Here is a 13236-nt window from a genome sequence, read left to right as displayed (position 1 = left end):
GACTCCCGATCTTTTCGAGGATTTTCCCCGGGCGCGCTTGCGCCGATACCGGCCCGTGATCTGGGGCCCGAGATATCTATGCGCGTAGATTTTCGAACACGGTACTGTGAGGACACCGCCTTACGCACCACACCACCGGGAGTGCCAGTGGCACGCGTCGTAGTCGACGTCATGCTCAAGCCGGAGATCCTCGACCCTCAGGGCCAGGCGGTGCAGCGCGCACTGCCACGCCTGGGCTTCGAAGGGATCGCCGACGTCCGTCAGGGCAAGCGTTTCGAACTTGAGGTGGAGGGTCCGGTCGACGAGGCCGCCCTCGCTCGCATCCACGAGATGGCCGAGACCTTCCTCGCCAATACCGTCATCGAAGACTTCACCGTCCGCGTCGAGGAGTCAGCCGGAGCCGGCTCATGACCTCGCGGATCGGAGTCATCACCTTCCCCGGCACGCTCGACGACCGCGACACCCAGCGCGCGGTCCGGGTGGCCGGCGCCGAAGCGGTGCCGCTGTGGCACCGCGACAAGGACCTCAAGCAGGTCGACGCCGTGGTGCTGCCCGGCGGTTTCTCCTACGGCGATTACCTGCGGGCCGGGGCCATCTCCCGGTTTTCGCCGGTGATGGAGACCGTGATCGAGCAGGCGAAGGCCGGTATGCCGGTCCTCGGCATCTGCAACGGCTTCCAGGTGCTCACCGAGACCCACCTGCTGCCCGGCGCCATGCTGCGCAACAACCACCTGCACTTCATCTGCCGCGACCAGAAGCTGCGGGTGGAGAACGCGGACACCGCCTGGACCACCGACTACACGGCCGGCCAGGAGATCTCCGTACCGCTGAAGAACATCGACGGCCGGTACGTCGCCGACGAGCGCACGCTCGACATGCTGGAGGCCGAGGGCCGGGTGGCCTTCCGCTACCTGGACGGCAACCCCAACGGCTCGCTCCGTGACATCGCCGGCATCACCAATGAGGCGGGCAACGTCGTCGGTCTGATGCCGCACCCCGAGCACGCCGTCGAGCCGCTGATCGGTACGGGCCGTACCGACGGCCTCGGATTCTTCACCTCGATCCTGAAGAAGCTGGTCAACGCATGATGGCCGAGCGAAGCGAAGGCACCATGAAGCACAGCCTGGACACCGTCGAGCACGCAGCGAAGACCCCCGAGGTCGAGCAGCCCTGGGCCGAACTGGGGCTCAAGCAGGACGAGTACGAGCGCATCCGCGAGATCCTCGGCCGCCGTCCGACCGGTGCCGAGCTCGCCATGTACTCCGTGATGTGGTCGGAGCACTGCTCGTACAAGAGCAGCAAGGTGCACCTGAAGCAGTTCGGCGAGAAGGCCCCGGAGAACGACGCCCTGCTCGTCGGCATCGGGGAGAACGCCGGTGTCGTCGACGTCGGCCAGGGCTACGCGGTCACCTTCAAGGTCGAGTCGCACAACCACCCCTCGTACATCGAGCCCTACCAGGGCGCGGCCACCGGCGTCGGCGGCATCGTGCGCGACATCCTCGCGATGGGCGCCCGGCCGGTCGCCGTGATGGACCCGCTGCGGTTCGGCGCCGCCGACCACCCCGACACCAAGCGCGTCCTGCCGGGCGTGGTCGCGGGCATCGGCGGCTACGGCAACTGCCTGGGCCTGCCCAACATCGGCGGCGAGGTCGTCTTCGACCCCTGCTACCAGGGGAACCCGCTGGTCAACGCGCTCTGCGTGGGCGTGATGAAGCACGAGGACATCCACCTCGCCAAGGCGTCCGGCGCCGGCAACAAGGTGATCCTCTACGGCGCCCGGACCGGCGGCGACGGCATCGGCGGCGTGTCCGTACTGGCCTCGGAGACGTTCGACGACAGCAAGCCGGCCAAGCGGCCCGCCGTGCAGGTCGGCGACCCCTTCCAGGAGAAGCTGCTCATCGAGTGCACCCTGGAGATCTTCAAGGCGAACCTGGTCACCGGCATCCAGGACCTCGGTGGCGCCGGGCTGTCCTGCGCCACCAGCGAGCTGGCCTCGGCCGGTTCCGGCGGTATGCGGGTCGAGCTGGACACCGTGCCGCTGCGCGACTCCTCCCTCTCGCCCGAGGAGATCCTCATGAGCGAGTCGCAGGAGCGGATGTGCGCGATCGTCGAGCCCGGCAACGTCGACCGCTTCATGGAGATCTGCGAGAAGTGGGACGTCATCGCGACCGTCATCGGTGAGGTGACGGACGGCTCGCAGCTGGAGATCTTCTGGCACGGCGAGCAGATCGTGGACGTCCCGCCGCGGACCGTGGCCCACGAGGGCCCGGTCTACCACCGCCCCTACGAGCGGCCGTCCTGGCAGGACGCCCTCCAGGCGGACGACGCGAACGCGCTCGCCCGGCCGGCCGGCGCCGAGGAGCTGCGGGCGCAGGTCCTGAAGGTGGTGGCCTCGCCCAACCAGGCCTCCAAGGCGTGGATCACCGACCAGTACGACCGCTTCGTGCAGGGCAACACCGTGCTCGCACAGCCGGAGGACTCCGGCATGGTGCGGATCGACGAGGACTCGAACCTCGGTGTCGCGGTGGCCACCGACGGCAACGGCCGGTACGCCAAGCTCGACCCGTACGCGGGTGCGCAGCTGGCGCTGGCCGAGGCGTACCGCAATGTGGCCGCCTCCGGTGCCAAGCCGCTGGCGGTCTCCGACTGCCTGAACTTCGGCTCGCCCGAGGACCCGGCGGTGATGTGGCAGTTCGCCGAGGCCACCCGTGGTCTCGCGGACGCCTGCCAGACCCTCGGCACCCCGGTCACCGGCGGCAACGTCTCGCTCTACAACCAGACCGGGGACGTGGCGATCCACCCGACGCCGGTCGTCGCGGTGCTCGGTGTCATCGACGACGTCAACCGCCGCACCCCGATCGCGTTCGCGGACGAGGGCCACCTCCTCTACCTCCTCGGCGACACCCGCGAGGAGCTGGGCGGTTCGGCCTGGTCGCAGGTGGTGCACGACCACCTCGGCGGTCTGCCGCCGAAGGTCGACCTGGCCCGCGAGCAGCTGCTGGCGGAGATCCTGATCTCGGCCTCGCGCGACGGCATGGTCGACGCCGCGCACGACCTGTCCGACGGCGGTCTGATCCAGGCCCTGGTGGAGTCGTGCCTGCGCGGCGGCAAGGGCGCCCGTCTGGTGGTCCCGGACGGTCTGGACCCGTTCGTCCTCCTCTTCTCGGAGTCGGCGGGGCGCGCGGTCGTCGCGGTCCCGCGGAGCGAGGAGCTCCGCTTCACCGACATGTGCGGCGCGCGGGGGCTGCCGGCCACCCGGATCGGTGTGGTGGACGGCGAAGAGATCGACGTCCAGGGGCAGTTCAGCATCCCGCTGAGCGAGCTGAAGGACGCCCACGAGGCGACGATCCCGAACCTGATCGCCTGAACGAGGCTCCCGGCCCGCCCGGGACCCCGCCCGTGACGCAACGGCCCGCCGGTCCGCCCGGCGGGCCGTTGCGCCGTCGTCCGGGGCCGGCGGCGGTTGTCAGTGCCCCCGCCTACGCTGAACGCATGTCACCCACCGCCCGGAAGCCGCGCGTTCGCCAGTACGACGCGAAGAAGACCCGTGCCGCCGTCACGGCCCAGTTCGCCGGTGTCCGACGGGCTGTGACGGGGCTGGCGCCCGACCAGCTGGCGCTGCCGACCCGGCTCGGCGACTGGACGGTGCGGGAGCTGGTGGCACACATCGGCCGGGGCGTCGACGCCGTCCAGCGGTTCGCCGAGCTGCCGGAGCCGCCGAAGCCGGAGGCCACGGCCCTCGACTGGCCGTTCGTGACGGCCGTGAACGCCGGGGCCCTCGCCGACGCCGGCCGGGAGCTCGCCGAGCGGCACCCCGACCTCGACGCCTACCTCGCCGCCATCGAGGAGCGTTTCACCGCGCTGCTGGCGGAGCACCCCGACACCCGCCTGCTCGCCACGAACGCGGGCCCCATGTCCCTCGCCGACTACCTCGTCACCCGCACCGTCGAACTCGTCGTGCACACCGACGACCTGAATGCGGCCGTGCCGGGCCTCGACGTGCCCCACGACCGTCAGGCGCTGGCCATCGCCACCCGGCTGCTGGCCGATGCGCTGGCGGTCAGGGCGCCGGGCGGATCGGTCGAGGTCCGGGTACCGCCGTTCGCCGTGGTGCAGTGCGTCGAGGGCCCCAAACACACCCGCGGCACCCCGCCGAACGTCGTCGAGACCGATCCGCTGACCTGGCTCCGGCTCGCCACCGGCCGTACGAGCTGGGCCGACGAGCTGGCGGCGGCGCACGTCAGCGCCAGCGGGGAGCGGGCCGACATCGGTGGGGTGCTGCCCCTGATGAGCTGAAGCCTGCCCGAGGGGGTGTCTTCCCGACCTTTCGTGAGCCTGCGGCGTCAGCCCTTCGGCTTCGGCTCGGGGTACGGGAGCAGCTCCGCGTCCACCGCCTCCCGCACCAGGGTCGGCACCCGGATGCCGCCCTCCTGGAGCGACGCCTTGTTCCCGGACAGCGGCCAGTTGTACGACCAGCGCTCGCCGCCGTTGTCGCTGGCGAAGAACGCCAGGGTGTCGTCCTCCTGGCCGGAGCGCCGCAGCGCGGCCAGCACCTCGCCGACCGAGCGGTCCAGGTCCTCGACCATCTCCGCGTACTTCTCCAGCGAGCCGCCGTCCGCGTGCCACAGCGCGTCGGGCTCGCCCGCGGTGATCCTGCGGACGATCCTCGCGCTCTCCTCGTGGTCGCCGTCCGCGATCCACGGCCAGTGCGGAGTGGTGAAGTCGAGGTTCGGCAGCCAGGGCCGGTCGTGCTCGCGCTCGATGTGGTCGACGGCCCGCTCGGTGATGATCCGGGTGTAGTAGCGCAGGTCCCGGTACTCCGCGTCGCCCTCGTAGAGGTCGTACTCGCCGGCCGGGCCCAGCTTCGAGTGGTACTCCAGCGCCCCGCCGAAGTTCCCGAAGAAGGTGTCCCAGCCCGACCTGGTCGGGCTGTAGTCCGGCAGATGGCCGAGTGCCACTTGCCGATCAGCGCGGTGCGGTAGCCGGCGGTGCGCAGCAGCGAGGCGAGGGTGGGGTGGTGCGGGTCCAACCCCACGGTCCGGTCGGCGATCGGCTCGGCCAACCCGCCCTGCGTACGGCCCGGAACGTCCGCTCACCGGGCCATGGCGGCCCGGCGGCAGCGGCGTCGGGCGCGCCCGCCGGCGCGCCCAGTCCGCCCAGGGCCGCCGCCGCACCCGCGCCGGCGAGCCCTCCGAACGTACGTCGGGACAGGTCGGGGGTCTGCGCGAGGGGCTCATGGGCGGGGTCGATGGAAGGCATCGGTTCGGCTCTCCAGGGTGGTGTCGGGCCGTGGCGCGGCGCCCCGTCGGCCCCCGGGAACGACGGCGGGCGGGGGAGCGTCGCGTATCTCACACGGACGGGCAGGAGGTGGGTACGGCACACGCCGCATACGGGCGGAATCCGGCAGGCGTGAGGAACGGGACAGGCGCCGGTGAGGGAGGAAAGACGCAGCTCAGATCGGGTGTCGACGGGTGGTGGACCGTGTCGCGACTACCCGCCGCAACCGCGCAGCCGCTCAGCGACAGATGGCGCTGGAGACCCGGCCGAGGTCGACGTGGCGGCGACGCACCAGGCGCTCGGCGGGGCGGTGCACCCGGCGACACACCAGGTGCGCCAAGGGCTGCGGGGTCTGCATGGGCAGAAATCCTGTCCGCGTGGTCGTGGTCACGTCAAGCATGCTCAACGCGCCGTTCATGCACTCATCCAGCTTCCCGGCCATCCCCGGTTCGGATGAATGCGCGACCTGCCCTAGACTCGGGGGCGTGCCACGTGGTGACGGACGACTCAACCACGACCTGCTCCCCGGCGAGAAGGGCCCCCAGGACGCTTGCGGCGTCTTCGGTGTCTGGGCTCCGGGTGAAGAGGTCGCCAAACTCACCTATTTCGGGCTGTACGCGCTGCAGCACCGTGGACAGGAGTCCGCGGGCATCGCAGTGAGCAACGGCTCCCAGATCCTCGTCTTCAAGGACATGGGACTGGTCTCCCAGGTCTTCGACGAGACTTCCCTCGGCTCCCTCCAGGGCCATATCGCCGTGGGCCACGCCCGCTACTCCACCACCGGTGCCTCGGTGTGGGAGAACGCCCAGCCGACGTTCCGTGCCACCGCGCACGGCTCGATCGCGCTCGGCCACAACGGCAACCTGGTCAACACCGCCGAGCTGGCCGAGATGGTCGCCGCGCTGCCCCGCGAGGGCGGTCGCGCCACCCAGGTCGCGGCGACCAACGACACCGACCTGGTCACGGCCCTGCTGGCCGGCCAGGTCGACGAGGACGGCAAGCCGCTGACCGTCGAGGACGCCGCCCCGCGCGTGCTGCCCAAGGTCAAGGGCGCCTTCTCGCTCTGCTTCATGGACGAGCACACGCTCTACGCCGCCCGCGACCCGCAGGGCATCCGCCCGCTGGTCCTCGGCCGCCTGGAGCGCGGCTGGGTGGTGGCCTCCGAGACCGCCGCGCTGGACATCGTCGGCGCCAGCTTCATCCGGGAGATCGAGCCCGGTGAGCTGGTCGCCATCGACGAGGACGGCCTGCGCAGCAGCCGCTTCGCCGAGGCCCGTCCCAAGGGCTGCGTCTTCGAGTACGTCTACCTCGCCCGCCCGGACACCGACATCGCCGGCCGCAACGTGTACCTCTCCCGGGTGGAGATGGGGCGCAAGCTGGCCGCCGAGGCCCCGGCCGACGCCGATCTGGTCATAGCGACGCCGGAGTCCGGCACCCCGGCCGCCGTCGGGTACGCCGAGGCCAGCGGCATCCCCTACGGGTCCGGCCTGGTCAAGAACTCCTACGTCGGCCGGACCTTCATCCAGCCCTCGCAGACCATCCGTCAGCTCGGCATCCGCCTCAAGCTCAACCCGCTCAAGGAAGTCATCCGCGGCAAGCGCCTGGTGGTCGTCGACGACTCGATCGTCCGCGGCAACACCCAGCGCGCCCTGGTGCGGATGCTGCGCGAGGCCGGCGCCGCCGAGGTCCACATCCGGATCTCGTCCCCGCCGATCAAGTGGCCGTGCTTCTTCGGCATCGACTTCGCCACCCGCGCGGAGCTGATCGCCAACGGGCTGAGCGTGGAGGAGATCGGCAAGTCGCTGGGCGCCGATTCGCTCGCGTACATCTCCATCGACGGCATGATCGAGGCGACCGCGATCGCCAAGCCGAACCTCTGCCGGGCCTGCTTCGACGGCGAGTACCCGATGGAGCTGCCCGACCCCCAGCTGCTGGGCAAGCACCTCCTGGAGTCGGAGACGACGGTCCCGACGAAGTCCGACGTGGACGGCGTCCAGACGCTCACCGCCGGGGTCGGCGGCGCCGACGCACTGCGTCGTCCGTAGAGCTCGTACACACACGACACGAAAGTTCTCTGCCATGTCCACTGCAGACACTGGTGCCAGCTACGCGAGCGCGGGCGTCGACATCGAAGCCGGCGACCGCGCCGTGGACCTGATGAAGGAGTGGGTGAAGAAGGCCACCCGCCCCGAGGTCGTGGGCGGGCTCGGCGGCTTCGCCGGCCTCTTCGACGCCTCCGCCCTCAAGCGCTACGAGCGTCCGCTGCTGGCCTCCGCCACCGACGGCGTCGGCACCAAGGTCGACATCGCCCGCAAGATGGGCGTCTACGACAGCATCGGCCACGACCTCGTCGGCATGGTCGTCGACGACCTGGTCGTCTGCGGTGCCGAGCCGCTCTTCATGACCGACTACATCTGCGTCGGCAAGGTCTACCCCGAGCGGGTCGCGGCCATCGTCAAGGGCATCGCCGAGGGCTGCGTGCTGGCCGGCTGCGCGCTGGTCGGCGGCGAGACCGCGGAGCACCCGGGGCTGCTCGGCGTGGACGAGTTCGACGTCGCCGGCGCCGGTACGGGCGTCGTCGAGGCGGACCGGGTGCTGGGCGCGGATCGCATCCGTACGGGCGACGCGGTGATCGCGATGGCGTCCTCCGGACTTCACTCGAACGGGTACTCCCTGGTCCGGCATGTGCTCTTCGACCGCGCCGGGATGGCCCTGGACCAGGAGGTCGCGGAGTTCGGCCGGACGCTGGGCGAGGAGCTGCTGGAGCCCACCAAGATCTACTCGCTGGACTGCCTGGCGCTGACCCGCACGACCGAGGTGCACGCCTTCTCGCACATCACCGGTGGCGGACTGGCGAACAACCTCGCCCGGGTCGTCCCGGACGGTCTGCACGCCACGGTCGACCGCTCCACCTGGACGCCGGGCCCGGTCTTCGACCTGGTCGGCACGGCCGGCTCGGTCGAGCGCCTGGAGCTGGAGAAGACCCTGAACATGGGCGTCGGCATGATCGCCGTCGTGCCGCAGGAGTCGGTGGAGGTCGCGCTGACCACGCTGGCGGACCGCGGCGTGGACGCCTGGGTCAGCGGTGAGATCGTCGAGCGGGGCGACCACGCCGAGGCAGTGACCCTGACCGGTGACTACGCGAGCTGACGACCTGAGGAACGCTCCCCACGGCCCGGCACGGGCCGTGGGAGGAGTCCCGGTCCCCGGTGGGCGCGGTGTGCGTGGGTACGGCCGCCGCGCTGGTGGCGACCGCTGCACCACGGGTCACCTGGGCAGCACAGAACCCGGTCCGGGCGATGCCCAGGACCGGGTCCGTGATGTTGTTGTGGGTGCCGTGACCGCACGTCGTGTCAGGCGCCTGGGGGCTGCCGGACCAGCCGTCCGCAGCGCGTTCAGGCGCGACGACGCTGTTGGGACGAGTCGCCCTCGTCCTCATCGTCGTCGTCCTTGTTGTACAGCTCTGCGTACCGTGCGTACGGGTCGTCGTCCTCGTCATCCTCGAACGGCTCTGCGTTCGGAGGCTGCTGGTTCGACGGTGATGCAGGTGATGCACCCAGCTCGTCGGCCAGTCGTGAGAGATCCGTCCCACCGCTGCTGTACTTCAGCTGGCGGGCGACCTTTGTCTGCTTGGCCTTGGCCCGGCCGCGCCCCATGGGTCGACCCCCTCAATGACGGGGCTCGATGGCCCCAGAGTCTTGACACGCGTTCATGGATCAGAGCGGGCTCTCAAAAGAGAGACCGGCCCGTAGGGCTTTAACGGTACCTGCTTCCGCGGCCATACGGTACGTCGCCCGCATCACCCGCCGCTCGGCACGACCGGCAAGGCGCCCCGTCCCCGCTGGTCAACTGCGATTTTAACCTGTCCTGTACGGCGACCCGCCGACGGGTGGTGAGGGATGTCTCCCCGACCGCCCGTGGCGGGCCGCGCAAGGTTGTGTTTCCGGCCGGCGAGGCCGAATGGCTGCGCCGGCCGCGGTGCCGGGTCAGGCGTGCCGGGCCTCCGCCATCCGGTGCTCGGCCAGCCGGTCGGCGGCCGCGGCGGGCGGAATGCCGTCGGCCTTTGCACGAGCGAATATCGCCAGCGTGGTGTCGAAGATCTTCGCGGCCTTGGCCTTGCAGCGGTCGAAGTCGAAGCCGTGCAGCTCGTCGGCCACCTGGATGACACCGCCGGCGTTCACGACGTAGTCGGGCGCGTAGAGGATGCCGCGGTCGGACAGGTCCTTCTCGACGCCGGGGTGCGCGAGCTGGTTGTTGGCCGCGCCGCACACCACCTTCGCGGTGAGCACCGGCACCGAGTCGTCGCTCAGGGCGCCGCCCAGCGCGCACGGCGCGTACACGTCCAGACCCTCGGTGCGGATCAGTGCCTCGGTGTCGGCGGCCACGGTGACCTGCGGGTGGTCGGCGACGACCCGGGCCACCGACTCGGTGCGCACGTCCGTGATCACGACCTCCGCGCCGTCCTTCAGGAGGTGCTCGACGAGGAGGTGCCCCACCTTGCCGACGCCCGCGATGCCGACCTTGCGCCCGTGCAGCGTGGGGTCGCCCCAGGCGTGCTGGGCCGAGGCGCGCATGCCCTGGAAGACGCCGTAGGCCGTCAGGACGGAGGAGTCGCCGGCGCCGCCGTTCTCCGGGGAGCGGCCGGTGGTCCACTTGTTGGTCCGGGCGACGACGTCCATGTCGGCGACGTACGTACCGACGTCGCACGCCGTCACGTAGCGGCCCCCGAGGGAGGACACGAACCGCCCGTAGGCGAGCAGGAGTTCCTCGGTCTTGATCAGATCGGGATCACCGATGATCACGGCCTTGCCGCCGCCGTGGTCCAGCCCGGCGAGCGCGTTCTTGTAGGACATGCCGCGCGACAGGTTCAGGGCGTCCAGCACGGCCTCCTCCTCGGAGGCGTACGCATGGAAGCGGGTGCCGCCGAGGGCGGGGCCCAGGGCGGTGTTGTGGATGGCGATCACTGCCTTCAGGCCACTGGCCCGGTCCTGGCAGAGAACGACCTGCTCATGGCCCCCCTGTTCGGACCGGAACAGGGTGTGCAGTACGCCGCCGTCGGTGCCGGCGGAGGCCGGACGTACGTCAGTCACTGTGGTGACTCCCATAAGTCGCGAAGGACGCCCTCCTGCGGGTGGGGAGGGCCGGTTGACAAGAGCGTAAGACCTGCCGGGCCGGTTGATCGGTCAGGTGCGGAGGATCACCCTCTCCCGGGGGACGGGCGTGGGACGATCTGGTCGTATCGCAGGCCGCACGGGGGCCGCGGGCGCGTCCCGGGCCCTTGCGGCGGTGGACTTCCCGGAAGGAGCGGGCGTGGCGTTGGCGTCGTCGGTGAAGGTCCCGTACATGGCGTATCTACGGGTCTACGAGCCGCTGGCAGCGTTCCCCGAGCCGGAGCGCTCCCACTGGGCGCGCTATGCCGAACGGGAGGACGCCCCCACCGCCCAGGACGAGCAGCGCCGGGCGCTGGCCGATCTGCTGCCGACGCCTCCGGTGCCGGTGCCGGTCCACGAGAGCGCGGATGCGTTCATCGCCGTGGTCGACGAGGTGACCTGTGTCTGTCCCTGGCGCACCCGGCTGCGCGGCTGGCAGGCCCTGGACGCGCTGGAGGAGCTGCTGCCGGCGTCGGTGCTGGACGCGGCGCTGCCCCCGGTGGTGCGCCGGCAGGCGGCCACCGACTACGAGCGGTGGCGGGAGCGCAATCCGGACGCCCGGCCGTGGATCCGCGGGTCGGCCTGGCACGTCCCGGTCCGCTGGTTCGTGCTCTTCGACGACGCGGAGCGGGAGTGTACGAAGGGTGACCAGGGGCCTGTGCTGCGTTACCGGACGCCGATGGTCCAGGCCAGGCGCCGGGTCGCCCGGGCATTGCGTACGCTGCGGGACGCGCTGGAAGAGGGGCCGCTGATCGACGGCCTGGTAGATGTGGGGCGCTGGCTTGAGGAGTTCCATCCGCGATCACTCGTGGAGTTGGACTACGGAGGGCTGGTGCACGCGGTGCCCGAGGGGCAGCTCGCCGAGGACCGTTCCGCCGCCGAGGTTGCGGAAGGACTGGCGGCGCTGCGCGAGGGGGACGGCGAGCGGGCCGGGGTCGCGTACGAGAAGCTTTCTCGGCGGTGGCGCGCGGTGCGCGAGCGTCAGTTCGCCAGCTGAGGGCCGGAGATGCCGAAGGTTCACGGCGTGGATGTTCGACGTTCGCTCTCCGGTGGTTGGACGGCTAAGGACGTTGGTCCTTAACCGGGCGATTGCCTCAAGCGTGACCTAAAGCACTGACTTCGGGTCTTGCTAGCAAGGTGCACCCTCGTGCCAAAATAGGACAAGGAGCCCGACGTGGGCTCCTTCCGTCCAACTAAGGGCGGATAGATCGGTATTGCGGTCCTTGAGGGGTCTCGTGGCGGCTGATCACGCTGTGACTGATCGTTACTGCCGTGTGACTGTCCGCTATGGCACGGTCCATCGGCATCCGCCGAGGTTGAACACCTGAGAGGGCAATTCCATCGGTTTGGCCGACGCGGCTGGACAGATGGTGTAGTTGTAGTGCCGAGGACAAGCCGTTCGTCCTATAACCGACTCGGCCCGCGTCCGCCATTTCGGGCAACGTGGGTCAAGGTGCAGAATTTAGAGGAAAGAACCGTGATGGTTCGGTTCTCCCGAGGAGGCCGCTCATGACCGCTCGCACCCCTGACGCCGAGCCGCTGCTGACCCCTGCCGAGGTTGCCACGATGTTCCGCGTGGACCCCAAGACGGTCACCCGCTGGGCCAAGGCAGGCAAGCTCACGTCCATCCGCACGCTCGGAGGACATCGGCGTTACCGCGAGGCTGAGGTCCGCGCACTGCTCGCGGGTATCCCGCAGCAGCGCAGCGAGGCCTGAACAACCGCATAACCAGGCCTTTTCGGGGCCCCCAACCCGAAAATGCCCACTTCGCACCACATGGCTCCACTGCTCCACAGAGCTGCATACGACGCGGCGCCTGTCCCAACAGGCCCCACACCCGCTCCATCTGGGTACGTCATCGATCGCGCTGGACTCCGCCGGGTCCAGCGCGATCTCTTTTGTGTGCGGCCGCTCCCGGGCCCCTCGGGGTGATCGGGTCGACCTGTCGCCGGTGTCGTTCCCGGCGGCTCCCAGGGCGCCTTCAGGGGCCCTGGATGGGCTTTTCCGCTCGGACCCCGGGGCCTCCCTCCGGAGCCCTTCGGGGGTGGTGCAATTGCACATATTAAATTGACCGGTTGTAGGGAGGGTGTAAGTTCCCTGTCTCGCCAAACTTGTTCGGTGACACCCGTCACACGACACGCCGCTTGAAGGCGATACGTCCCTGGGGTAGAGAACTTTCCCCGTCAGTAAGTCGTGTCCGAACCCGTCGGTACTCAACAGCCTGTCACCGCTCTGCGGGTGGCGCAGGCGTCCTTGGTCACCGGGTCGCGGGACTTTTGTCCTCGGCCGTGGCGGGCTCACGGGCGGGCGCGACGGGCGCGGGCGCAGCCGCGCGCGCCGGCGGCCCGGAGGGGGTCGTGTGCGGCTCCATGGCGAGCCGCAGCAGCTGATGGCAGATGGGGCAGTGCCGCATCAGATGGCGATAGCCCGTGGCGGCTGACAGGTGCGCCCGTAGCAGCGCCTTGGTCTCGTGCCGTACTGCAGTCGTCATCGCACAGCCCTCCCCGGCCCCCACACCTTCCCAAGTGAGTACCGGGGGCGCTGCCCGCCGTCAATACAGCCGGCAGCAAAGCCGTTACGGCGCGCAGCCGTCGGGCGGTACGCCATGGCTGGTGAGCGGGCGTCCGAGCGGACAACAGAACGGCCCGCATCGGATGCCGATGCGGGCCGTATCTTTGCGGTCCTGACGGGATTTGAACCCGCGGCCTCCACCTTGACAGGGTGGCGAGCACTCCAAACTGCTCCACAGGACCTTGCGTTTGCCTCCCGCTTGCGGCGGGCTGCGAAACAAGACTGTACAGCAGGTCAG

General features: G+C 70.1%; 12 protein-coding genes, 1 tRNA gene and 1 pseudogene. 8 read left to right on the top strand and 6 right to left on the bottom strand.

The window, feature by feature from the left end:
- The first annotated feature begins 147 nt into the window (after window positions 1–147).
- The 4 genes from purS (at window position 148) to AB0C96_RS12330 (ending at window position 4296) form a co-directional block, all read left to right on the top strand.
- On the top strand, window positions 148–411 hold the full coding sequence (purS, locus tag AB0C96_RS12345; protein WP_362916402.1) for a phosphoribosylformylglycinamidine synthase subunit PurS: 264 nt from the start codon (window positions 148–150) through the stop codon (window positions 409–411).
- Window positions 408–1088, top strand: coding sequence for a phosphoribosylformylglycinamidine synthase subunit PurQ (purQ, locus tag AB0C96_RS12340; RefSeq protein WP_362916400.1), 681 nt, complete (start codon window positions 408–410; stop codon window positions 1086–1088). The genes purS and purQ overlap by 4 nt, the downstream gene beginning before the upstream one ends.
- On the top strand, window positions 1088–3367 hold the full coding sequence (gene purL / locus AB0C96_RS12335; protein ID WP_362916507.1) for a phosphoribosylformylglycinamidine synthase subunit PurL: 2280 nt from the start codon (window positions 1088–1090) through the stop codon (window positions 3365–3367). The genes purQ and purL overlap by 1 nt, the downstream gene beginning before the upstream one ends.
- A 125-nt stretch (window positions 3368–3492) precedes the next feature.
- Entirely contained in the window at window positions 3493–4296 is an 804-nt protein-coding gene (locus AB0C96_RS12330) for a sterol carrier family protein (RefSeq protein ID WP_362916398.1), read from the top strand.
- Between the two features lie 101 nt (window positions 4297–4397).
- Here the strand turns inward: AB0C96_RS12330 and AB0C96_RS12325 are convergent.
- Together AB0C96_RS12325 and AB0C96_RS12320 are read right to left on the bottom strand one after the other, a co-directional pair.
- A pseudogene (locus AB0C96_RS12325) lies at window positions 4398–5259 on the bottom strand (sulfatase-like hydrolase/transferase); the annotation flags it as partial.
- 256 nt (window positions 5260–5515) lie between these two features.
- The gene (locus AB0C96_RS12320) at window positions 5516–5668 is read right to left on the bottom strand and encodes a putative leader peptide (RefSeq protein ID WP_362916396.1); all 153 of its coding nucleotides are present in this window, start codon (window positions 5666–5668) and stop codon (window positions 5516–5518) included.
- A gap of 94 nt (window positions 5669–5762) precedes the next feature.
- On the opposite strand from AB0C96_RS12320, the gene purF reads away from it, so the two are divergent.
- Both purF and purM read left to right on the top strand, forming a co-directional pair.
- Window positions 5763–7322: an amidophosphoribosyltransferase gene (purF, locus tag AB0C96_RS12315; protein WP_362916394.1), complete on the top strand. Its 1560-nt coding sequence runs from the start codon at window positions 5763–5765 to the stop codon at window positions 7320–7322.
- A gap of 34 nt (window positions 7323–7356) precedes the next feature.
- Complete coding sequence (gene purM, locus AB0C96_RS12310; protein WP_362916392.1) at window positions 7357–8427, top strand: phosphoribosylformylglycinamidine cyclo-ligase; 1071 nt, start codon at window positions 7357–7359, stop codon at window positions 8425–8427.
- 245 nt (window positions 8428–8672) lie between these two features.
- On the opposite strand, the gene AB0C96_RS12305 is transcribed toward purM, so the two are convergent.
- A complete protein-coding gene (locus tag AB0C96_RS12305) occupies window positions 8673–8933 on the bottom strand; it encodes a DUF3073 domain-containing protein (protein ID WP_362916390.1) in 261 nt (86 codons plus the stop codon).
- 330 nt (window positions 8934–9263) lie between these two features.
- Entirely contained in the window at window positions 9264–10382 is a 1119-nt protein-coding gene (locus tag AB0C96_RS12300; protein WP_362916388.1) for a Glu/Leu/Phe/Val dehydrogenase dimerization domain-containing protein, read from the bottom strand.
- A 205-nt stretch (window positions 10383–10587) separates the two neighbouring features.
- Between AB0C96_RS12300 and AB0C96_RS12295 the strand changes: the two genes are divergently transcribed.
- Window positions 10588–11424, top strand: coding sequence for a hypothetical protein (locus AB0C96_RS12295; protein WP_362916386.1), 837 nt, complete (start codon window positions 10588–10590; stop codon window positions 11422–11424).
- A 512-nt stretch (window positions 11425–11936) separates the two neighbouring features.
- Window positions 11937–12143, top strand: a complete 207-nt coding sequence (gene bldC, locus AB0C96_RS12290; protein WP_003949541.1) for a developmental transcriptional regulator BldC — start codon at window positions 11937–11939, stop codon at window positions 12141–12143.
- A 541-nt stretch (window positions 12144–12684) separates the two neighbouring features.
- Here the strand turns inward: bldC and AB0C96_RS12285 are convergent.
- Window positions 12685–12918 (bottom strand): DUF6274 family protein, encoded by a 234-nt coding sequence (locus AB0C96_RS12285; RefSeq protein ID WP_362916384.1) that lies wholly within the window; start codon window positions 12916–12918, stop codon window positions 12685–12687.
- Between the two features lie 187 nt (window positions 12919–13105).
- A tRNA-Asp gene (locus tag AB0C96_RS12280) sits at window positions 13106–13180 on the bottom strand.
- Window positions 13181–13236: the final 56 nt, after the last annotated feature.

Source organism: Streptomyces sp. NPDC048506, from assembly GCF_040651315.1.
GTDB lineage: Bacteria > Actinomycetota > Actinomycetes > Streptomycetales > Streptomycetaceae > Streptomyces.
This window is presented reverse-complemented; position numbering and strand designations above follow the sequence as displayed.